The sequence below is a fragment of the Exiguobacterium sp. J17977 genome, assembly GCF_018616375.1.
Taxonomy (GTDB): Bacteria; Bacillota; Bacilli; order Exiguobacteriales; family Exiguobacteriaceae; genus Exiguobacterium; species Exiguobacterium mexicanum.
The window spans coordinates 552358-573790 of the sequence record NZ_JAEQBB010000001.1; the positions used below are offsets into that span (position 1 = coordinate 552358).

The 21433-nt window shown below is 44.0% G+C and carries 20 protein-coding genes and 1 other RNA gene; 16 read left to right on the top strand and 5 right to left on the bottom strand.

All coding sequences use genetic code 11. The features are described from left to right. The first annotated feature begins 71 nt into the window (after nucleotides 1–71). The 7 genes from KNO58_RS02765 (at nucleotide 72) to KNO58_RS02795 (ending at nucleotide 7583) form a co-directional block, all read left to right on the top strand. The gene (locus KNO58_RS02765; protein ID WP_138859079.1) at nucleotides 72–812 is read left to right on the top strand and encodes an alpha/beta hydrolase; all 741 of its coding nucleotides are present in this window, start codon (nucleotides 72–74) and stop codon (nucleotides 810–812) included. A gap of 16 nt (nucleotides 813–828) precedes the next feature. Then, complete coding sequence (gene rnr / locus KNO58_RS02770; RefSeq protein ID WP_214751763.1) at nucleotides 829–3243, top strand: ribonuclease R; 2415 nt, start codon at nucleotides 829–831, stop codon at nucleotides 3241–3243. 49 nt (nucleotides 3244–3292) lie between these two features. Then, nucleotides 3293–3763, top strand: coding sequence for an SsrA-binding protein SmpB (gene smpB / locus KNO58_RS02775; protein ID WP_029595066.1), 471 nt, complete (start codon nucleotides 3293–3295; stop codon nucleotides 3761–3763). A gap of 49 nt (nucleotides 3764–3812) precedes the next feature. Beyond that, nucleotides 3813–4168: a transfer-messenger RNA gene (gene ssrA, locus KNO58_RS02780) on the top strand. Nucleotides 4169–4328: 160 nt separating this feature from the next. Next, nucleotides 4329–5306: a tyrosine-type recombinase/integrase gene (locus tag KNO58_RS02785; RefSeq protein WP_214751764.1), complete on the top strand. Its 978-nt coding sequence runs from the start codon at nucleotides 4329–4331 to the stop codon at nucleotides 5304–5306. Nucleotides 5307–5493: 187 nt separating this feature from the next. Then, on the top strand, nucleotides 5494–6795 hold the full coding sequence (locus tag KNO58_RS02790; protein WP_214751765.1) for a DEAD/DEAH box helicase family protein: 1302 nt from the start codon (nucleotides 5494–5496) through the stop codon (nucleotides 6793–6795). Nucleotides 6796–7220: 425 nt separating this feature from the next. Further along, a complete protein-coding gene (locus KNO58_RS02795; RefSeq protein ID WP_214751766.1) occupies nucleotides 7221–7583 on the top strand; it encodes a hypothetical protein in 363 nt (120 codons plus the stop codon). An 89-nt stretch (nucleotides 7584–7672) separates the two neighbouring features. Here the strand turns inward: KNO58_RS02795 and KNO58_RS02800 are convergent, their stop codons facing one another. Then, a complete protein-coding gene (locus KNO58_RS02800; protein WP_214751767.1) occupies nucleotides 7673–8242 on the bottom strand; it encodes a tyrosine-type recombinase/integrase in 570 nt (189 codons plus the stop codon). A gap of 1135 nt (nucleotides 8243–9377) precedes the next feature. Between KNO58_RS02800 and KNO58_RS02805 the strand changes: the two genes are divergently transcribed. From KNO58_RS02805 to KNO58_RS02835, 7 genes are all read left to right on the top strand, one after another. After that, nucleotides 9378–10412, top strand: coding sequence for a hypothetical protein (locus KNO58_RS02805; protein ID WP_214751768.1), 1035 nt, complete (start codon nucleotides 9378–9380; stop codon nucleotides 10410–10412). Nucleotides 10413–10650: 238 nt separating this feature from the next. Then, entirely contained in the window at nucleotides 10651–11619 is a 969-nt protein-coding gene (locus tag KNO58_RS02810; protein WP_214751769.1) for a hypothetical protein, read from the top strand. A gap of 61 nt (nucleotides 11620–11680) precedes the next feature. After that, a complete protein-coding gene (locus tag KNO58_RS02815) occupies nucleotides 11681–12370 on the top strand; it encodes a hypothetical protein (RefSeq protein WP_214751770.1) in 690 nt (229 codons plus the stop codon). A 486-nt stretch (nucleotides 12371–12856) separates the two neighbouring features. Then, nucleotides 12857–13015: an alcohol dehydrogenase gene (locus KNO58_RS02820; protein WP_214751771.1), complete on the top strand. Its 159-nt coding sequence runs from the start codon at nucleotides 12857–12859 to the stop codon at nucleotides 13013–13015. Nucleotides 13016–13216: 201 nt separating this feature from the next. After that, on the top strand, nucleotides 13217–13825 hold the full coding sequence (locus KNO58_RS02825) for a hypothetical protein (protein ID WP_214751772.1): 609 nt from the start codon (nucleotides 13217–13219) through the stop codon (nucleotides 13823–13825). Between the two features lie 72 nt (nucleotides 13826–13897). After that, a complete protein-coding gene (locus KNO58_RS02830) occupies nucleotides 13898–14857 on the top strand; it encodes an HNH endonuclease signature motif containing protein (protein WP_214751773.1) in 960 nt (319 codons plus the stop codon). Between the two features lie 177 nt (nucleotides 14858–15034). After that, a complete protein-coding gene (locus KNO58_RS02835; protein WP_214751774.1) occupies nucleotides 15035–15682 on the top strand; it encodes a hypothetical protein in 648 nt (215 codons plus the stop codon). Between the two features lie 47 nt (nucleotides 15683–15729). Here the strand turns inward: KNO58_RS02835 and KNO58_RS02840 are convergent, their stop codons facing one another. Further along, a complete protein-coding gene (locus KNO58_RS02840; protein WP_214751775.1) occupies nucleotides 15730–15921 on the bottom strand; it encodes a hypothetical protein in 192 nt (63 codons plus the stop codon). Between the two features lie 139 nt (nucleotides 15922–16060). On the opposite strand from KNO58_RS02840, the gene KNO58_RS02845 reads away from it, so the two are divergent. After that, nucleotides 16061–17473: an NAD-dependent epimerase/dehydratase family protein gene (locus KNO58_RS02845; RefSeq protein WP_214751776.1), complete on the top strand. Its 1413-nt coding sequence runs from the start codon at nucleotides 16061–16063 to the stop codon at nucleotides 17471–17473. Between the two features lie 79 nt (nucleotides 17474–17552). Here KNO58_RS02845 and KNO58_RS02850 read toward each other — a convergent pair whose 3' ends face one another. Beyond that, nucleotides 17553–17924, bottom strand: coding sequence for a hypothetical protein (locus KNO58_RS02850; RefSeq protein ID WP_214751777.1), 372 nt, complete (start codon nucleotides 17922–17924; stop codon nucleotides 17553–17555). Between the two features lie 219 nt (nucleotides 17925–18143). Here KNO58_RS02850 and KNO58_RS02855 point away from each other — a divergent pair, with 219 nt between their 5' ends. Then, on the top strand, nucleotides 18144–19700 hold the full coding sequence (locus tag KNO58_RS02855; RefSeq protein ID WP_214751778.1) for a SulP family inorganic anion transporter: 1557 nt from the start codon (nucleotides 18144–18146) through the stop codon (nucleotides 19698–19700). Here the strand turns inward: KNO58_RS02855 and KNO58_RS02860 are convergent. Beyond that, nucleotides 19697–20026 carry a YolD-like family protein gene (locus tag KNO58_RS02860; RefSeq protein WP_214751779.1) on the bottom strand — a complete coding sequence of 110 codons (330 nt, stop codon included), beginning with the start codon at nucleotides 20024–20026 and terminating at the stop codon, nucleotides 19697–19699. The genes KNO58_RS02855 and KNO58_RS02860 overlap by 4 nt on opposite strands. Continuing rightward, a complete protein-coding gene (locus KNO58_RS02865) occupies nucleotides 20023–21318 on the bottom strand; it encodes a Y-family DNA polymerase (protein ID WP_214751780.1) in 1296 nt (431 codons plus the stop codon). The genes KNO58_RS02860 and KNO58_RS02865 overlap by 4 nt, the downstream gene beginning before the upstream one ends. Nucleotides 21319–21433: the final 115 nt, after the last annotated feature.

The following is a 21433-nucleotide window of genomic DNA, read 5'->3' on the forward strand; positions in this document are numbered from 1 at the left end:
AGGCGGTCGGCTTTTGTTTTTTTCAATTATTTTTTGGGAATAATGGATTGTATGAGGAGATGACGTTAGCAATGAAGATTACAGCACCGAAACCGTTCTTCTTCGAAGGCGGACCACGTGCCGTGTTGATGTTACATGGCTTTACCGGATCGAGCGCGGATGTCCGCATGCTCGGTCGTTTCCTGCAAAAAGAAGGCTATACGTGTATGGGTCCCCAGTACCGGGGCCATGCCGTCCCGCCTGAAGAATTGCTTCAATACGGACCGGCGGACTGGTGGGAGGACGTCTTGAACGCCTACCAGTCGTTGAAAGAGAAAGGCTATGAGGAGATTGCCGTCTGTGGCCTCTCGCTCGGCGGCGTCATGTCGCTTCGCCTCGCTTCACAGGAGAACGTCAAAGGCGTCATCCCGATGTGCGCCCCGACCGGAATCGATGCCGAGGACCGGTTATACAAAGGAGTCAAAGCCTACGCTCGAGAATATAAATCTCGAGAAGACAAATCACCTGAACAGATCGAACAGGAGATGGCGGACTTCAAACCGATGCCGACGCTCAAGGACCTCCGTGCCTTCGTCCGTGACACGACGACAAAGCTCGAAGATATTTTCGTCCCGGCGCTCGTCGTCCAAGGGGCGAAAGATCAAATGGTCGATCCTGAATCTGCACACGAAATTTACGAGGCGATTAACGCGTTCCAAAAAGAACTGCTCATGTATGAGGAGTCGGGACACGTGATCACGCTCGATAAAGAAAAAGAGAAACTGCACCAGGACGTGCTCGATTTTCTCGAAACGTTAGACTGGTCAGTTTGAAAAAGGAGGTGTCACGTTGAATTTACGTGACCAACTACTAGAAATGATCCAAGCCAGTGATAAAGCACTGACAGTGGACCAGTTGACTGAGCGTCTTGCGCTCGAGTCGACGGATGCCTTTAAAGAGCTCATCCGCACCTTGAATACCCTCGAAGAAGAGGGCTTAATCGGCCGCACACGGACGAACCGTTACGGGACGCTCGCCGTGCTCGGCCAAGCAGCGGGAATCATCTCGATTCACCAACGCGGCTTCGGCTTCTTATCGGTCGAAGGGGAGACGGAGGACGTGTTCCTTCCGCCCGACCAATTGAAAGACGTCTACCACGGGGACACGATTCTCGTCAAAAAACGTGAGGACAACCGCGGCAAGACCGAGGGCGTGCTCCTCAAAGTCTTGAAGCGCGGCTTGTCGGAGTTCGTCGGGACGTATACGCTCCCGAGCGGACGCCTCGACCAGTTCGCCTTCATCGAGCCGGATGACAAGCGCATCAACTTCTGGCCGGTCGTCAACCCGGACAAATCGCTCGGTGCCGTCGATGGCCATAAAGTCGTCGTCCGCATCACGAAATATCCGGACGGACGTTTCGCCGGAGCGTGTGACGTCGTCCGCATCATCGGACACAAGAACGACCCAGGCGTCGACATTCTGTCGATCGTCTATAAGCACGGCATCCCGACGGAGTTCCCGGAAGATGTCATCGATCAGGCGAACGCTGTACCGGACGAGGCCGACGAGAAAGACTTCATGGGCCGCGTCGATCTTCGTAACGAGACGATTTTCACAATCGATGGCGAAGACGCGAAAGACTTGGACGATGCCGTCCATGTCAAAAAACTCGACAACGGCAACTATGAGCTCGGCGTCCATATCGCTGACGTGTCACACTACGTGACGGAAGGGTCACCGCTCGACGTCGAGGCGTTCGAACGGGGGACGAGTGTGTATCTCGTCGACCGCGTCATCCCGATGTTGCCGCACCGTCTCTCGAACGGGATTTGTTCACTCAACCCGCACGTCAACCGGTTGACGCTCAGCTGTGTCATGGAGATCTCCCCGCAAAACGGGAAGGTCGTCCACCACGAGCTGTTCCCGAGTGTCATCAAGACGACGGAGCGGATGACGTATACGAACGTCCGTGAAATCATCGAACGTGATGACGAAGCGACGCTCGAACGGTACGAGCCGTACATCCCGTTATTCGACCTCATGGCCGAACTTGCGGAAGTGCTCCGTAAGCGCCGCAACTCGCGCGGTGCCATCAACTTCGACTTCGCCGAGGCGAAAGTCGTCGTCGATGAGGAAGGCAAACCGGCCGACATCGTCTTACGTCCACGCTCGGTCGCCGAGAAGTTGATTGAAGAGTTCATGCTCGCGGCCAACGAGACGGTCGCCGAACACTTCCACAAGATGGACGTGCCGTTCATCTATCGTGTCCACGATAACCCGAAACCGGACAAGCTCGATTTCTTCTTCGACTTCGTCGCGAACTTCGGCGTGCACATCGAGCGGTTCAAAGGCCAAAAGGTCGAACCGAAGACGCTGCAGAAGATTTTGAAGGCAATCTCAGGTGAACCGGAAGAGCCGGTCATCAGCACGATCATGCTCCGCTCGATGCAACAGGCGAAGTACGATGATGTCTCGCTCGGTCACTTTGGCCTCGCGACCGATTTCTATACGCACTTCACATCGCCGATCCGTCGTTACCCGGACTTGATCGTCCACCGTCTCATGCGCACGTACGTCTTCAACGGCGACGTGTCAGAGAAGACGATTGCCAAGTACGAGGACCGTCTCGACTCGATTGCCGAACAGGCGTCGAAACGCGAGCGTCGTTCGGTCGATGCCGAGCGCGAGACGCAAGCCTTGAAGAAAGCCGAGTACATGGAATCACGTCTCGGTGAAGAGTTCGACGGTGTCGTCAGCGGTGTCACGAACTTCGGGATGTTCATCGAGCTTCCGAACACGATTGAAGGGCTCGTTCGTCTCCAGTCGATGGATGACTACTACCACTTCGACGAGTCGCAGCTCATGTTGCTCGGCGAGCGGACGAAACGTCAGTTCCGGATCGGTGACGCGGTGCGCGTCAAGGTCGACGCCGTCAACTTGGACGAGCGCACGATCGACTTCACCGTCGTCGGCATGCCGAAACGGGAACAGTCGCGCCGTCGCCAACCGACGACGATTAAAGCGACGGAAGGTCGTCCGAAGAAAGATGACAAGCGTGGGGGACGCGGTCGCGATGACAAACGTCCGAAACGTGGCAAGCCGGGCAAACCAGGCAAACCAGGGAAACCTGGCCAAGCCGGGAAACCGTCTAAACCAGGCGAGAAGCCGAAGTCGTCGCAAGGACGTTCGGCACTCGACTTGAAAAAGAAAGACGGTCAAAAACGAACAGGCGACGCGAAACGCGGAGCGAAGAAACGTCGCTGACGGGAGGGGGCGACCCCTCCTCTATATTGAAGTAAAGGACTGAATGTCTATGGCCAAGAAGAAAGATTCGAACGCGCTCGCACAAAACCGAAAAGCGTCCTTCGATTATGCGATCGAAGATACGATTGAAGCCGGTATGGTGTTGACGGGGACCGAAATTAAATCGGTGCGCCAGTCAAAAATCAACATCGCCGATGCGTATGTGCGCTTTGACGGTGGCGAGGCGACGCTTCACAACTGTCATATCAGCCCGTTCGAGCAAGGGAACCGGTTCAACCATGAGCCGCTCCGTGTCCGAAAGCTATTGTTGCATAAGAAGCAAATCAATCAGCTCATCGGCGCGCAAGGCCGTGACGGGTATACGATCATCCCGCTCAAAGTGTATTTGAAGAACGGCTTCGCCAAATGTCTCCTCGGCATCGGGCGCGGGAAGAAGAAGTATGACAAGCGCGACGACTTGAAGAAGAAAGATGCGAAGCGCGATGTCGACCGGGCACTCCGGGACCGGCAAAAATACTGACAGCGAGACCTGATTGTGGTATAGTTGTTGTAGTACCAATTACCACCTCGGGGACGTTATGGATTCGACGGGGGTAGGTCGGTCGTATGTGGCGTGTCGAGGGGTCGGCCTCGTTAAAACGCAAACGCCTATAACTGGCAAAACTAACACACAACTCGCAGCAGCCTAAGTGCCCTGCGGATCCTGACATCCATCGCTTGTGTGGATGATTATCAGGGTCTCAAACTAAGCAAGCTACGCTTCAACCTCGCCGTCTGAGGGCGCGAAGAAGAGATGAATCAGACTGGATGCGACAACGCCTGTTTATCGGCAGTGTCACATTGAGATTCAATAGATAAACTACACACGTAGAAGCATACGTTACGATGCCTTCGGACGCGGGTTCGACTCCCGCCGTCTCCATTTATGAAATGGCTGGAAACGTAGCTATATCAAGGTTTTACGACATTAGGGGTATTGAACGGGAGTTAAACTCTTGTTGAATATCCCTTTTTGCATCCCTACATATTTATTCAACTTTGTTCTTAAATCTTCTAATTCAAATGATGAGTTGGAGGACTTTTTTATGTTCAAGAGTAGAAAGCACGGGGTATTTGCTGTAGATGAAAGTTTGATTGTTCCAGTATCAATCAATAAAGTTGCTATACAGAAAGATTCACCAAAGATTGAGGAAGCACTTGATACGGTTTATCAACAAATGAGAATTAGCGGGAACCGCCCCCGTACTATTGAGAGTTACAAATACGTATTTAATCAATTTAAAGAAACTAGTTCTATAAAATTCGTAGAAGATATTTCTATTGATTCCATATATCATTATTTGGATTCATTAAATGTTTCAGCTAATACGAAATTGATAAGACTCAAGACTTTGAAAGCAGTGTTGAGTAAATTCTTTGATAATGGATGGATTCATGAGAAGTTTTGGAGTAACATCCATATCAAAATTGATAAGGAAGTAAAGCAAGGTGCGGAAGAAACTGATATCGTAACCTTGCTGTCATTGATTGATCAAAGCACTTTTATTGGTTTTCGTGATGCAACCGCTGTCCGTCTAATGTATGCTACAGGGATTCGTATTCGTACCCTTGGAGAGTTAAGGGAAAGACACATTGACTTCGAAAATCTTTGCTTAAATTTAGACGGTTCTACGCTTAAAAACCATAAATTTTTGAAGTTACCGATAACTGAAGAAATTGCTATGATCTTAAGAGTATTGGTTCAACTTAATAACGGAATTCGCGATCACTTTGAGGTAGAGAACACTCATGTATTTATCACTCAAAATGGGCATCCTATGAACAATACGAAGTCGTCTAACTGTGCTGTATCTAAGCAACTACACAAGTATTCTAAACGATACAATTTAAAGAACATCAATGCACATGCTATCAGAAGAGGTTTTGCAAAGAATCTTTTGAAGAAAGGTGCGAGTGTAACTCTTATCAGTAAAGCATTAGGGCATTCTGATTTAGCTGTCACGACCCAATACCTAGATTTAGATGTAGAGGAAGTTGCGACGGACTTAAGAAATTATTTATAAAAGGTTTGATGTATAGAGATTTTTTTTAAGTGCTTAATTGTTAGTTAATTAAGTGCTTTTTTATTTTGCGGATTTAAATTTCTTCTTCTCAAAATAAATTTCGCTAACTTGTCCTAAAAGTAACTACCTTTGCTAGTACTACTTTGTAACACACCGTTACAAATAAAAACTTTTAGGAGATTTTTAGATGAAAACAATTTGTAGAAAGAAAACGAAGATCACAGTAGTGAATTCTATTATGGGAAGTGGAAAGACCAGTTGGGCGATTCAACATATGGATGAAGCTTCTTCAAGTAACAGGTTTATTTATATTACGCCTTTTAAATCAGAAATTGAACGGGTCATAGGTTCTCTAAGCAGAGATTTTGTACAACCAGAGAATACTAAAGATGGCACTAAACTCGAATCTTTGAAAAAACTAATTACTGAAGGAAAAGATATTGTCTCAACACACGCACTGTTTCAGAGAATGGATAAAGAATTGATTACTCTGATTCAGCTTCAAGGCTATACGTTAATTTTAGACGAAGTCATGGATGTATTAGAACCAGTGAAGTTATCAAGTGATGACTTGAAAGTTCTTTTATCCGCAAAAAATAAAAGAGGGGAGAGTATAATCACAGTCAACGAAAACGGATTTGTACGTTGGAATGACGAAACTTATTCGGAAGGAAACTTCACAAATATTCGTAACGTGGCTAAAGCGGGTAACTTAATGCTTTTCAATAACGTTGCTATGTACTGGCTATTTCCGATTGAAGCTTTTAAGGGATTCGATGAAGTGTTTATTATGACTTATATGTTTAGTGGACAGATTCAGAAGTATTATTATGATTTGTTTAATCTGACTTATGAGTACCGTTCAGTTTCTAATCTTAATGGCAAATACACATTAGTAGATTATGTGGAATTGCAAACTGAGGATAGAACACATTTAAAAGATTTGATTAAAATCCATTACTCTAAATCATCCGACAAGATTGATTTGAACCGTATGGGTGAAGGGAGATATGCCTTAAGTAAAAGTAATTTAAAAGATTTGACACGGAGGAATACAACCCGAAAAATCCTTAAAAACAATGCGTACAACTTCTATCGAAACAAAGTACAAGTTAAATCTGATCAAGTAATGTGGACAACATTCAAAGAATTTCGGACTAAGGTGTCACCGATAGGTTTGAAAAAAGAATTTGTTTCAGTAAATGCTAGGGCTACAAACGATTATGCGGATAAGTCCGTTTGTATCTATATAGCTAATCGTTATATGAATCCTGTCACAAAACAGTTTTTTGCTTCAAAAGGTATAACTGTCGATGAAGATCTGTTTGCCTTATCAGAACTATTGCAATGGCTGTTTAGAAGTAGAGTGAGAAAAGGAGAACCAATCGATGTGTATATTCCATCTGAGAGAATGAGAAGTTTACTTGAGGGCTATCTTGAAGGTTCAAATGAAAATCCACTACTGTTTAAACTTAGTAAAGAGGGCTGAAAAGCATTGGTACGACTGGATTTCAAGGATTTTTCCTTATAAGAAAGATAACAAGGAGTAAAGATATACCCTAAGCAACACTACAAGGGATAACTTAAAAAACGTTATCCCTCTCCATGTTACTTAGACAACTTAAGAGATTGTCTATTTGTCCTATTAAGTGAGGGCGATTTTCCCTCACACGAGGCGAATGCCGAGTATATAAGCGAAATATATTATGCAAATTTGTTCGTTATTTTTATTTGTAAAAGGGAGTTAGTGCATACGACTTCTCTTTAAATAGCTTATAAATGGCATAGTACCAACACTGAGTTTCAACAACATCTAAGAGTAATTAGTTTATTAAATAAAACTATGCACAATGAGTGATAAGACGAATAAAATTCTAAATCAACTTTGTGACATACATTTAGGAGGAAGAAATAATGTTGAAGAAATTAGAAAATGAATCATCAAATGGTATTAAAGAATATGGAATGAAGAAAGTAGTGACAATGAAGATTTCTAAATGGGAACAAGAAACTACTATAAATTTTGATCCAGTAACGTCTACATGGTCAATTTATACTTGTGTGCCATCACATATCAAACGCTTACTCAATAATCCGCTTCTACAGAAGGAGAATCTAGAGGTGCTTACAGTCTATGAAGATAAACCTTCTAGTATCAAGTTGTCAGTGCCAGATTACCTTTTTAACAGTAGTTTTTTTAAGCGAAAGCGTGTTTTATCAAAGGATCATAAAATTGCATTACAGAACGGAAAGAATCGAAAAGTTTTAGCAAGCTAAGGTATAAAAAAAGCTAGCAGTCTAATTTATCTCTTAAAGTGAATAGAGAGATATTGAATGACCGCTAGCTTTATTCAATTTGGGAAAAATCATAGACAGAAATTCTTAAGGTTATTCTCAATCTGTTCATCAGTGATGCCTATATATTTTAAAGTGATTCTAGGATGCGAGTGATTAAGAATTAGTTGTAGTTCTGCAATGTCCTTAAACTGTTTGTAGTGCCAGTAACCATATGTTTTCCTTAGCGTGTGTGTACCAATCCCATCAGGAATGTCTACCATGTATGAAGCTTTATTAAGTTGTCGATATGCCTGAATACGACTAATAGGTTGATTGCCTTTGCGACTTGGGAACAGCCATTCAGTTTCTTCTAATGTTTTAATGTAAGAATTTAATTCATCATAGATGCCATTTAAGTAAACAGTCCTCTTTTTCTTCGTCTTACCTTCGAAAATAATGAACGATTTTTTCCCTTTTACATCATTGATCTTTAGTTTCAATATATCGCTAATACACAACCCCGTGTTAATACCTAAAAGAAACATGATATAGTCTCGTTCACTACACCATTTTTTTAGAGACCATTTCATATCTTCTATTTTTTCCTTTGATCGAATTGGTTGTACGTCTTTTATCTCTAGTTGCTTTTCGCTTTTCATGGTTTCTAACCCCTTTATTTTAGGTGTTTTGAATGTAACATTTTTTAATCTGATTTAAATATATCATGGATATATGAAGAATGCTTCATTTTAAAAGAAATGAATGTAACTTTATATGTATTTTGTTACATTTTTCTACTTTAAATTTATTCATAGTTAAGAAAACCATATCTATAAAATGCACCTTTAAGCTGATCACAACTAGTATTTTCGATTATCACTGATTGGTGTTTCTATGAAGAAAAGAACTAAACAGTTTAATGAACCATCATTAGGATACTGTAGAAATAAATAAGGAAATAAACGCTGAAAGAAATACGACAGATTAAAAAGACCGATAGTAATATAAGCGTTGGCAAAGATTAAGAAGAGTAATATCAGATTAAATTGACTTCTGATATAGAGAATCGTAGTCAAAAAGAATAATAGTATTTAAAAAGAAAGATTATACAGAAGTAGGAAGGGTACACAAGGGGGATAGGTGGTGTCCTATCCTCCATCCGTTATCAAGAATATATAAGCAGTGATCTAGAAACTTTTTGTAATAATGATTTATAGATTTTTAAGTCAATAAAAGATATGCGAACATACTTTGCATTCTAACACTGAATCAAATGATTTAATTAACCTTCTTTATTCCACTAAAAGAAAACAAGTAAGGATATGTTATCCAACTTACTAGTTTAAAATGTACGTATCAGAAAAGATTATTGAGTTACTATAAATTCTTAATGTGAAGAAAAAATTATTCTTATATCTTTTAGTGACATAAGCGGTTTTTATTATTTGTTGGAGGAAATTAGTTGATTTACTTCGAATCACTTCTCTAGCCAAAGATACTCTTTAGTGGAGGTAAACCTTATTTTTAAAGTTCATTATTCAATTTCATTTTGTGCTTTTTAACGTAAGAAAATTCCGCATAATATAATACTCCGTAAAATTTTAAGTTTAAATTATAAAATATAACAATTATTTTTTTCAATATTGTAAAAAAATAATAATTTGGTATAAGATGTAATTATAGTGGTTTTAAAAATAAAATTATACTAATTAGGAGTGGTTATATGACAATTTTAGAATATTTAAGTAGACACCAAGGTAGAAGTTTTAGTGAAGTAGCGGAGGTGTTATTAAAATGATTGAGAATCAATCCGATATTAAAGATGTTCTTAAAGGGTCTTCAGCAACAACGAATCCTTTAGCACGTACTTCTTGTGTGATTCTTCAACCCATCGATGAATCTAACTATAAAAAAACAATTGAAAAATCAGTACCATTTAACTTAATAGAAAAAAGGTTGACTAAAGAAGAAGTTAAGAAACTTAAAGAAATTTACAATGGTGTTTCACCTCAAGTTTGGGGAATAACAGACACTAAGCGTACTAAAGTTAGTTATAAAGATATGCAAGTAGGCGATGTAGTCTTATTCAATAAATCCAAAAATTACTTCGCCAAAGGTGTTGTCACTTTTAAAGCTGTTAGTGAAAAATTGTCTGAAGATCTTTGGGGTACGTTAGAGTTTAAAAACATCTATTTTATAGGTTGGATTGAATCAATAAACATTTCAAATATCATGATGAATGAAGTTATCGATATTGAGAAGATGAGTTCAAACTATGACTATCCCTTGTTTGGAGTTAGAGTGTTAAAAGAAAAGCAAAGTCAAGCTGCACTTGATTTTTTAGATATCGAAAATACTAATCCTTTTGTAGAAGTTAGTGCAAATGAATTTGAAGAAGCAGTTCGGCTTAATATTGAAGGTTCATTAGATACTTCAACAAATAGTAAAGGTCGAGTTGAACAAAGATATCTTAGGAATAAGTTATTTGGAAAAAGGTTGTTCGAAAAGTGTGCTTGTTGTGGTTTCGACTATCCTGTAACCCAACTTTATGCAGCCCACATCAAAAAGAGAAAGTTTTGTAATGTAGAAGAAAAGCTAGATACTAGAATTGTTATGCCCATGTGTAAATATGGATGTGATGTAATGTTTGAGGACGGTTATATTGGAGTTGAAGCCGGGAAATTCAAAAAGTTAAAAAATAATAGTCTCACTCTTACCACTAGAATAGAAGAACTAGTATCGGCAATAGAAGGGAAGCAATGTAGCTATTGGACAAGTGACACCAAGAGTTATTTTGAATGGCATAAAGAATTTCATGAAAACAAATAATTGAGTGTACTAAAATTTCTAGGAGGAACCCAAAGGGTTTCTCTTTTTACATACATGCATATTCCTAAAGAATTTCCATATCGAATAATTAACTTTCTAAAAGGGTATAAGATACATTTAAAAGTAAAAATAGGATATAATTAAAACGAGAATGAATTAGAAATAATGTAATTATTAAATTTATAAAAGAGATTTAAAGTAATTATCAATACGTACACTAATTTTGGAGGGAATATAAATGAAAATGCCGTGGAAAAAGAATGTACGAAAAGTACCTGAAAAAATCATAAGAAAAATTGAGGAAATGCAGTCCGAATCAGTAATAGTAGCTACAGTAATAGAAATTACAAAAGATGAAATTATTCAAGGTAAATACAAACACTTGTTGATCTCATATGATGGTGAACTTTCATATGAGGATGAGGTTTTTCCAAATCCCTCTGTTGGTAGATATTCAAACTATAATGCTAACGGTCGAACTATTACAAAAAAAGGCTTACCTAAAGTTCCAAAATCTTTTACAAACACTGTCCCTATTTTTGGGGATTGGGGAAAAGGGTCTGTTGATGTAACTAGAACGATTCTTGTCTTCCCTAAAGAATATTGGTTACCCCAAAACTATACAATCAAAATAAACTTATTAGGAGAAAAAGAAGAAGCCTTTGATTTTAAGTTTTCAATAGATGTACATCTTTTAAAAAACGATGAAAAATTTATGGATAAATTATTGTACCAATGTAATCTTCTTATGGAGAATACTGGTCATTGTGATGTATTTACAAAAGAAGCTACAGATAAAGATTACATAGAAACATTACAAGTAGAGTGGGAAATTTTTCCTCCCGGTCAAAAGAATTTTGAAAAGAATATACAACGATTGATTAGCAAGCATAGAAACCCGTTAAAAAAAATTATAGATATTTATTCTGATCGTATGGAGTTTTTTGAAGAACTGAAACCTATACGATATATCTCGGGAACAAATAGCTTTAGTTCATATTTTGGGGCTCAAATAACTGAAAACTTAGTTGTACTAGAGAGTGCGAGTTATGGTAATGCTATATACATTCTTTTTGAAGAGTGGGAGGAACTTAGTAAGATGAGTAGAACAGAACTTCTTAATAGTGAAAATAGGAATTTTGAAAGAGTCACACACACGGGTAATTGGAAAAATAAAGTTCGAAATGCAATGAAAAATTATGAATAAGAGTTCTTTGAATCTTAATAGAAAGTATAAGAATTATTCTCTTTATATAGAAGGGTGATTTATGGAGGGCTATTTATATTCAAAAGGAGAAGTTATTGAAAAGGTATGGCTTCATTCTAGATATCATGGGAACTTACTTTCATACTGTGATCAAATAGCAGGGGGAAAATCTGGGAATGGTTTCGTAGCATTGATTTTTCTATTCAATCTCACAGAAAATATTTTTAAAGATAGAACAAAAAACTATGAAGCGAGTTTTATGAATGTGATTAACGAACTTAGAACTCAAAAGGTAATTACTGAGATAGAATATAGATTTCTTAATGATAAGAATAATAGTATAAGAAAACTACGAAATTTGTTAGCACATGCGAATCTATCAAAGTTTAGCTTTTCAATGATTGAAGATGGAAGAGAAATTTATTATCCTTTAACAGAAAATGAAAACTGCTTAAAACTTTACGAAAACGTGTCAAATGTTCTTTTTAACTTGATACTAAGATTAGTAAGTTATAGTTTCTCAGAACCAATTGAGATAGACTTGGATAAAGAAATCCAAACCATTGAAATCAATATTGTAGAGTTTACTCCTGAACAATTATTAAATTTTAAAGGTATTGATGCTTCGACTTTGCCAGAGTGGCAAGAACTAAACGAAACTGATAAGTATAGATATGCTGAAAATGCTAGTGACGTTAATATGTATGAAGCAATCTTTAAAATGATAAAATATCGTGAAAGTGAGATATAAGAATAGCTTCAATATCGTTAGTCATACTTTGTATGTAAGTTGAAGTGCTAAGCTACTTTAACTAATGCTAAAACAATTGAGTCCAGTTGTAAAATCCCTCAACTATAAAATAAATAATTACGAATTTGGTTGTTTAAGATGGTATTAGTTTATAACACCTTGAATAAGGGATTGTTAAACAGTTTCTTATATTATTACTATGAATATTAAGGTATAATTCTTGAAAGAAGGTCTTTGAACCGAGTTCATAAATTTGTAGGACTCCCTTTTGAGTAAACCTTGAAATGTAAACCTCCATTTAAATTATTTGGAAGTTACGATGCCTTCGGACGCGGGTTCGACTCCCGCCGTCTCCATTTTTAAGCAGTCTACAACGACTGCAATCAATGATTTTTAATGAAGACCTTCTAATTTCATTGAGATTAGAAGGTCTTTTGATGTTAACGGAGTAGGTCAACCACAATGAAATGAAAGCAGGTGAATCAAATGGGGAAATATCAATTGGATACGAAAAGTAAAGTGGCTGCTGCCAAGTATCAAGACGGTAAGAAGCCAGCTGTGTCGAATAAAAAAGATAAGATCAATCAGCTTCGAGAAGCATATTTGCAGAAGCAAAATGGGAAGAAGCAATCTGGTCAAGGATAAGGAAGCATTATAGTAAAAGGATTATTGAGTGTTTGCTCAATAATCCTTTCTTTGTGAATGGATAACTTGAATGGACGACACCATTATTTGGGTTTTTGAACGGAATCAAAGGATTGAATATTACTTTGTTGAATATAAATTATGAGCTGTTTTTAAAAAATCACCATTAAAATGTACATAACTATCATAGGAGGAATCCTCATGTCAAAAAAATCTACGGAATTAATTATAAATGGAGTCAAGAAGTATGGTCCGGCAGTAGGAAAGTTTGCACTTGAACATAAAAAAGAAATTGTTGGAGCAATTGGTGCATTTGGTGTAACGGAACGACTCAAAAATCGCTCGAATAAAGAATCGAACCCTAAAAAACCAAAAGACAAAATTATGCATCCTCGAAAGAAGAGATACCAATATTATTTAGCAGAGGTTGTTCCCTCGTTAAACACTCAAAATCGAGATGAACTGTTCCAGTATAAGCTGGAAGTGGAGCAATGCATTCAACAAATCAAATTCGAACAGGCGCAGGACAGCGTCATCAAAAAACAGCTTCATGAGAGTCGGATAAAAGAGTGGGATGCAATCCTTTCTCAAATCGTGAGCCAGATGACCGTAAAAGATTATATGGAATATCTAAAGCTCTTTAACAATCCTGAATATCAAAGTGAGTACTTTAAAGACTTTGAAGGCGATGTTGAGAAATTTAAAAAGCTAAATACTGTTGAACAGTATGATAAGTTAGTTCGTTATATTCATGAAAAAACAAATATCGATATAGAACAAATCAAAAAAGAGTTTTCGGCTCCTGTTTGATTCACCTTTATCCGTTTTTGTTCCTCATTCGTTATAATCGATGATGTGACGAATGAGTGGGGGGTGAGGTCATTGGGGTGGGATTTGAGTGTTGCTGAGGCAAAAGACGTCTACTTAACAGAAACTGACTTATGGCGCTATACACAACAATTTTTAATGAACGCGACACATACGACGACGTACAAGCATATGCTCATGAAGGCGTTGCTCGAATGTACGACCGAACTGAGTGATTCTGGTATATTGACGTTCCAGCAAATTGCGAGACATGTGACGAAGATGTATTGGAATTTGATTGTGACGCACGGCTTACGACAAGTGAATCAACTCGGAAAATTGAGTTCGGTCGAGAAAATGATGCTTACATTCCAAGCGACACATGAGATTCCGTCCACATGGAACTTTGACCGTCTGCCTGTTTCTCAGCAACAACAATTGATTCGGAACGTGAATCAGTTCTATAAGAAGTATGTGTACGGCTCGTTCTATGCTTCGTTCGAGGGGACCGTCTATTCATTCAACCGGAAAGAAGAGTGGGTCAAACTCGTGCCTGGTTATATCGTCTTTTTTGAGAAGTACAAGCGGGTACTGATGAACGTCACGAACTACCAACTCGCTGTCTTTTTAGAGAAATACAATACACGTGATGCGATGGAGCAAATTTTGAGCAAACTCGAGTTTGTCTCGTCCCGGCAATCGCTCGATGAGTTCAAGCAGATTTTACTGAGTCACGGTCATTCCGTCTGTTTTTATTGCATAAAACCGTTGAGACAGACTCACGTCGATCACTTCATTCCGTGGTCGTATATGCAGAACGATGTATTATGGAACTTTGTATTGGCATGCCCGAGTTGCAACACCAGCAAGAATAATCGGATGGCGAAGGTGGATTATCTTTATGCACTCGTGGAAAGAAATGATGAATTGCGAGTGGCAGAGCAGATGGGGACATACAAAGAGACGAAATTGATTCACCTGTACGAGTATGCGGTACAGAACGGGTTTGAAGCCAATTGGGCACCGAAGGGATAGATTTGTGGGATAGGTGATGTTCAAAAATTCGGGAGCTTAGAAAACTAGAAACTCATTACCCTTAAAACTATACCTTTGAATAAAATAAACCCTTCCATAAATTGTCTGATACACTGATAGAAAGAAGCTGAGATACTTTTTTTGGTGGTACATAGACGGTTTAGAGGAGGTATTGGTGTGAAGCGCTTTTGGAAATGGGCATTAATTGTGATCGGAGTGCTTGTCGTCGGGATAGGAGGACTTGTTTTTGCGTTCAATCAGTCGATGCAGTCCGATCCGGATGAAGAAGCTAAAGCAATCAAACTCGCTGAACCGTACGTAGCGGAGCGTTTTAAAAATGCCGAATTGATGACAGAGGTCACGTTCGACAACATGGGCAATTTCCCATTCGAATATGCAGCGACTGCAGTTGATTCCGTGACAGGGACCGAGTTCTTTGTCTACGCGGACGAGACGACAGGGGAGGTCGTCGACACGTTCCTGGCATCGAAATGGGAAGATGACGTGACGGATGTCATCGAGGATTCGGTCATGACGGCGTTTGGTCGCGACGTCACGTTCGATGTTTTTTACGATGAAGTAGCCGTGCGAGAACTCGATGTTTCGGCGGCGAACCCGCTCGCCTATAAAACAGCCGACGTCGTACCGACAATCTTAGTGACGATTCATCGGGAGCCAGTGTCAGGGGATGAGGCACTCGTCCGTACTTGGATGACGGCGCTACAAGAGAGTGACATGTTACGCCATGCGGAAGTTCATGTCGACTATGTCGCTAAAAACGGGGAGATTCTTAATGATAGGACCCCGTTAATTCTATCGTTCTAATGAAAAACACTTTCTGCGCGCAGAAAGTGTTTTTGTTTGGTTCATCGTCACCACAAGTTAAACAAATCCGCCACAATCGCATCACTGCCATCTTGGAACATGAACAAGCCGAGGGCGATTAACAGACCTCCGATGATGAGTGTGCCGAACCGCATCAGTCCGTTCGTGTTCTTTTTGAATAGACCGCGAATCACGAGCCCTCCACCGATCAATAGCATCAAGAAATACCAAAACCCCATAGCCATTCCTCCTCCGCCTGTAGTTGAATCTAGTTTACATAAATTTTCCAATACATACTGTAGGGCGTGAGACTGATTTAATCTAAGCCCAAGACGGGTACAGTACCTTTATGTGTAAATAAAGGGGAGAGTGACCACTATGCGGAAAACGATCGTCATCGCGGGCGCGAGCGGCTATATCGGCTCGAACGTGATGGACCATTTAAAAGAAGAATATGACATCATCGCCTTATCCCGCTCGACGAAGAACAAGGAAGACGAAGAACACATCACGTGGCGGTCGTGTGACTTGTTCTCGTATGAACAGACACGCGAGGCGTGCGAGGGGGCGGACTACGCCATGTTCCTCGTCCACTCGATGATTCCGGACGGCGGATTGACGCAGGCAACGTTCGAAGACATGGACGCGCTCATCGCCGACAACTTCGCCCGGGCGACGAAAGCGAACGACATTGAACAGATCGTCTACTTGAGCGGCATCATACCGAAAGAGTCGAAGACGTTGTCCCGTCACTTGAAGAGCCGGCTTGAGGTCGAACGGATTCTCGGTGGCCAAGGGGTGCCGGTGACGACAATTCGAGCTGGACTCATCATCGGTCCGGAAGGCTCGTCGTTTCCGATTCTCGCGAAACTCGTCAAACGGTTGCCGGTCATGATTCTTCCGAACTGGACGAAGACGGAGACGCATCCGATCGACTTGCGTGAAGCCGTCCAAGCGCTCATCTCGGTCGTCGGGGCCGAGGCGCTGTACGACCATCATATCGATATCGGTGGACCCGAAGTAATGACGTATCGCAAGATGATTGAAGATACGGCTGACGTCATGGGTAAACGCCGCGTCATGATCGACTTCCCGTTCCCGACAATCAAGCTGTCCCGCCTTTGGGTCATGGCCGTGACGGGCGAGCCGAAAGACACCGTCTATCCGCTCGTCGAGAGCATGGGCCACGCCATGGTCGCGAAAGACACGACCGGCGTCAAACAAGGGGAAATCCCGTTCAAGGAAGCGGTCGAGCACGCGCTCGAGGAAGAAGAGAAACAGAAGTCAGGTAGCGGCAAGAAGAAAAATGCACCGCAACAGTATACCGTCCGCTCGATTCAACGGTTCGGTCTGCCCGAGAACAAATCGGCGCTTTGGATGGCCGACACGTACTTCGAGTGGCTCGGCCGGCTCGCGTATCCGCTTATCCAGACGACGAAAGAAGACGATGACTGGGAGATTGCGCTCCTGCGACCATCACTCGTCGCGCTCCATCTGTCGCTCGAGGACGAGGCGACGGATGATATGGCATCGTATGAAATCGATGGTGGTCTGTTCACGAAGCTGAGTGAGGACGACAAGACGGGACGGCTCGAGTTCAGACGGCTGCCGGAGTCGGAAGAAGGGCTTGTCGCCATCCATGAGTTTGTGCCGGCGCTGCCGTGGTGGTTCTACACGAAGACGCAGGCGAAAGCCCACCTTGTCGTCATGTGGCTGTTCGGCCGTCACGTCCGTCTGCTTGGTGAAGATGCGGATGAGGGCGATCAAGTCGTCGAGGCACCGACGAATTAACGAAGACGCATCCATCGCATGATGGATGCGTCTTTATTAGTTTTGAATTGAACCTTACTAAAATTAATCTAGAATGAAATTAATTCTTATAATATTTAATTGCGATTTCTGTTTTACCCACGTACATATAATCTACGATTTCTATGTCTTTATTATTAATCATTAATTCAACCTCTTTTGGGAATGAATTTTCTTTTACTCGTTTGATTCGAAGGTTCATAGGCTTATATATCTTCGATTTGATAATACGATCTAAATCATTATTTATTTTTATGATGATTGGTGTGAGAATGGCGAAGAGTGCAATACCGAGAGCCAATGAATCTTTTAACTCTATGGAAAATTGGTTATAAAAAATAAATCCGAGATAATATGGCATACCGAAAATGTAGGTCAGAGACGCACAAAATAACACTGTTCTTAGTACTGACCAACGCAATGTTTTTTCCATTCGATTCCTCGATAGTTTCATAATTATTTATTCCTCCATGAAAACATTTTTAAAGTATTATTACGATTGATAGATATAGTTGGTTTCACTACTTGTCTAGTTACTAATATTCTTCTGTTTTGTCGATTGTGTTAACGTTTCGCCGGAGTCGTTTACAAAGGGCAGGGACAGGCGTACACTGAACTCGTTTTCGACATCATGGAAAGAAGGAATACAAGAATGGACAACTTCATGACACCACGCCAAAGATGGCAGAAAGACATCTCGGCCGGAATCACTGTCGGGGTCGTCGCCGTGCCGCTCGCGATGGCGTTCGCGATTGCCTCGGGCGTCGGACCGGTGTACGGCCTGTACACGGCCATCATCGCCGGTATCCTCGTCAGCCTGTTCGGGGGCTCGACGTTTCAAATCGCCGGACCGACCGGCGCCTTCATCCCGATCGTCTCGGGCGTCATGCTCGCACACGGCTATGAAGGGTTGCTCGTGACGACGTTCCTTGCCGGCCTGCTCTTATTCCTCATGAGCGTGCTCCGCGTCGGACGACTGATCCGCTTCATGCCGCGCGCCGTCACAATCGGGTTCACGGCTGGGATTGCCGTCGTCATCTTCGTCGATCAGCTCGATGAACTGTTCGGCATCACGTTCGAGAAGGCGCCGCACTTCCACGAGAACTTCCTTCAGCTCGTGACGTCATTGCCGGAGGCGAGTCTTTGGCCCGTCTTCATTGCGGCCATCGGTTTCTTGACGCTCTGGCTCGTGCCGAAGCTGCCCGTCAAGTTGCCGCTCCTCTTGATGGCGATGCTCGTGCCGACGTTCGTCAGTCTCGTCATCCCAGGGGAAGTCGCGACGATCGGTAGTGCCTATGGCGGCATCCCGAGCGGACTGCCGGAGTTCAACTGGCTCGCGATTGACCTCGATATGATTGCGACGCTCATGCCGTCGGCGTTCGCCATCGCCTTCCTCGGGGCGCTCGAGTCGCTATTGTCGGGTGCGGTCGCAGACGGCATGGCCGGCACGAAGATGAACCCGGACAAGGAACTGTTCGGGCAAGGGCTCGCCAACGTCGTCGTCCCGTTCTTCGGTGGGATTCCAGCGACCGGCGCCATCGCCCGGACGGCGACGAATATTCAAGCGGGAGCGGTCAGCCGCCGTTCCGGTGTTATCCACGGATTGACGGTGCTCCTCGCCGTGCTCGTGTTGGCACCGCTCGCGAGCTACGTCCCGCTGGCCGCGCTCGCCCCAATCTTGATGCGCGTCGCTTGGAACATGTCGGAGCGGCACCACGTCTTCGAGATGCTCAAGCATCGGTCGGCCGAGTCGCTCGTCCTGCTGATCACGCTCGGTCTGACCGTGTTCGTCGACCTTGTCGTCGCCGTCGAGGTCGGGGTCATCTGTGCGCTCGCCTTGTTTGCGAAACGGATGGCCGATACGATTGACGTCCGCGAACAGACGGAACGGTACGTGACGCGCGACGGACAGGTCGTCTTCAGCGTCGAGGGGCCGCTCTTCTTCGGGGCGATCGAGATGTTCGAGCACGTCCTGCATCATATCCATGACGAGCCTGACGTGTTCATCTTCAACTTCCACCGCTGTCCGGTCATCGATGTGACGGCCGTCGAAGAGATTCGCCGCGTCGTCCGCGAGTTGAAAGCGGCCGACCGTCGTGTCGTCTTCGCCCACTTGTCGGCACCGGTGCGCCAGACGCTCACGCATTACGGCGTGCTCGACCACGTCGATACGTTCGAGACGACGCAGGAAGCGATTGACGCGTCTTAACGGACGGACAGAATCTGACCGAACGGGATGCGGCGCACGTCCGTGTCGAACAGCTCGACTTCGCGCTCGGCGTAATAGATGGCGTGGACGTAACCGTGCACCGTATGGGTCATGCCGTTGTCAAACAGCGTCAGCTCGACGGCGTCACCTTCACGGATGGCGCGTTCGAGTTCGGTCTGCCACAAGTAGAGGAGCTGCTCATCCAAATCGGGCAGCTCGATCTTTTGGACGTGGGCGTAATATTTCTTTAGGAGCGCCACGTGCTCGGGCATGAGGAACGGAATCCATTTCAATTCACCGCGGTCTTTGTAGCGGGTCTGGCTCATGACGATTCACCTCCTTGTTTATGTCCACCGATGAGGCGTTGCCGCGTCCGGAGCGGACTGTCTTTCAATAAACTCGATGCCGGGCGGATCGTGCCGCGTCCGAAGCGGACGTTCAAGCTATCGACGAGGTCGAGGAAGTCGAACCGGCGCGCCCGGGCCCACTCGTCCTCGAAGAAGGAGAGCTGAACGTGGTCACTCCGGGGTTCGAGCTTGCCGAGGGCGACCGAGACGTAACGGACCGCCTCCGTCTCGTCCCAGGCGTCGAGGAAAAGCGTCAACAACACCGGCAAGAACTCGCGCTCGTCCGCTGTGAAGCGGGCGAGCTTTTTTTGTTTGCTGAACCCGCGCCGCTCGCTCGTCCGGGTGTAGCGGACGCCGAGATGGACGCTGCCGCCGACGAGACCGGCCTGTCGCGTCCGCATCCCGACCTCGACGGCGATGGCTTGTAAGACGAGCCGAATGGCCGCATACGTCGCATAGTCTTTCATGAGCGTGATGCCGTGGCCGATCGTCCGGGGTCGTTGCCGCTTCGCCCCGAACAGGGAACTCGGCGGGAGGATCGTCGGCGACTCGTCGATGCCCCAGGCGTGATGCCACAGCTCGGCACCGATGACGCCGAACTTCTCATGGAGCGTCTCGAGCGGATAGCGGGCGAGGTCGCCAATCGTGTCGATGCCGAGCCGATGGAGATGGACTTCCATCTTCGCACCGACGCCCCACATCTTGCCGATTGGGGCCGGGTGAATTAATCGTTCGACATCGTGTAGGAAACAGCTGGCGACGCCTGTCTTCTTCCCATGCAGGTCGAGAACGAGCTTGGCGAGGACGTTGTTCGGACCGATGCCAATCGTGACCGGGATGCCGGTATAGCGGAAGACGGTCGAGCGGATGAGCCGGGCGACGTGTGCATCGTTCCCGAACAGCCGCTCCGTGCCGGTCAAATCGACGAGCGTCTCATCGATTGAGTAGACGCGAATCGCCTCCGGAGGCGCGAACTGATGCAAAATATGAACGATTTGCACGGACACGTTCAAATAATGGCTCATCCGGGCCTCGGCGTAGATGACGTGCCGCCGCTCGTGCCACGGCAAGCGGTCGATGTGGAAGCGCCGGGAGCCGGTCTTGATGCCGAGCTGCTTCATCGGCGGTGTCGCGGCGAGGACGAGGGCACCGTGGTCTTGCAGGTTCGATAAGACGACGAGCTTCGTCTTGTACGGGTTCAACTTTCGGGCGGCGCACTCGCAGCTGGCGTAGAACGAGACGCTGTCGATACAAAAAATCCGACGTCGCATAGCCACCTCTCCTTTTTTACGAACAAACGTTCTGTTTTTTTCATCGTATCACGGTCTCACGCCGTCTCAAATAGAAAAATGAAAAGAAATTTGAAAGAAGTCAAAAAAAGGGTGG

Bases quoted from the DNA above. Each gene is read 5' to 3' on its own strand.
- KNO58_RS02825 (WP_214751772.1), top strand. From the start codon at position 13,217: ATGTCAAAAAAATCTACGGAATTAATTATAAATGGAGTCAAGAAGTAT.
- KNO58_RS02785 (WP_214751764.1), top strand. From the start codon at position 4,329: ATGTTCAAGAGTAGAAAGCACGGGGTATTTGCTGTAGATGAAAGTTTG.
- KNO58_RS02810 (WP_214751769.1), top strand. From the start codon at position 10,651: ATGAAAATGCCGTGGAAAAAGAATGTACGAAAAGTACCTGAAAAAATC.
- KNO58_RS02790 (WP_214751765.1), top strand. From the start codon at position 5,494: ATGAAAACAATTTGTAGAAAGAAAACGAAGATCACAGTAGTGAATTCT.
- KNO58_RS02800 (WP_214751767.1), bottom strand. From the start codon at position 8,242: ATGAAAAGCGAAAAGCAACTAGAGATAAAAGACGTACAACCAATTCGA.
- KNO58_RS02860 (WP_214751779.1), bottom strand. From the start codon at position 20,026: ATGAGCCAGACCCGCTACAAAGACCGCGGTGAATTGAAATGGATTCCG.
- KNO58_RS02805 (WP_214751768.1), top strand. From the start codon at position 9,378: ATGATTGAGAATCAATCCGATATTAAAGATGTTCTTAAAGGGTCTTCA.
- KNO58_RS02845 (WP_214751776.1), top strand. From the start codon at position 16,061: ATGCGGAAAACGATCGTCATCGCGGGCGCGAGCGGCTATATCGGCTCG.
- KNO58_RS02850 (WP_214751777.1), bottom strand. From the start codon at position 17,924: ATGGAAAAAACATTGCGTTGGTCAGTACTAAGAACAGTGTTATTTTGT.
- KNO58_RS02840 (WP_214751775.1), bottom strand. From the start codon at position 15,921: ATGGGGTTTTGGTATTTCTTGATGCTATTGATCGGTGGAGGGCTCGTG.
- KNO58_RS02765 (WP_138859079.1), top strand. From the start codon at position 72: ATGAAGATTACAGCACCGAAACCGTTCTTCTTCGAAGGCGGACCACGT.
- KNO58_RS02815 (WP_214751770.1), top strand. From the start codon at position 11,681: ATGGAGGGCTATTTATATTCAAAAGGAGAAGTTATTGAAAAGGTATGG.
- KNO58_RS02820 (WP_214751771.1), top strand. From the start codon at position 12,857: ATGGGGAAATATCAATTGGATACGAAAAGTAAAGTGGCTGCTGCCAAG.
- KNO58_RS02855 (WP_214751778.1), top strand. From the start codon at position 18,144: ATGGACAACTTCATGACACCACGCCAAAGATGGCAGAAAGACATCTCG.
- KNO58_RS02865 (WP_214751780.1), bottom strand. From the start codon at position 21,318: ATGCGACGTCGGATTTTTTGTATCGACAGCGTCTCGTTCTACGCCAGC.
- smpB (WP_029595066.1), top strand. From the start codon at position 3,293: ATGGCCAAGAAGAAAGATTCGAACGCGCTCGCACAAAACCGAAAAGCG.
- KNO58_RS02795 (WP_214751766.1), top strand. From the start codon at position 7,221: ATGTTGAAGAAATTAGAAAATGAATCATCAAATGGTATTAAAGAATAT.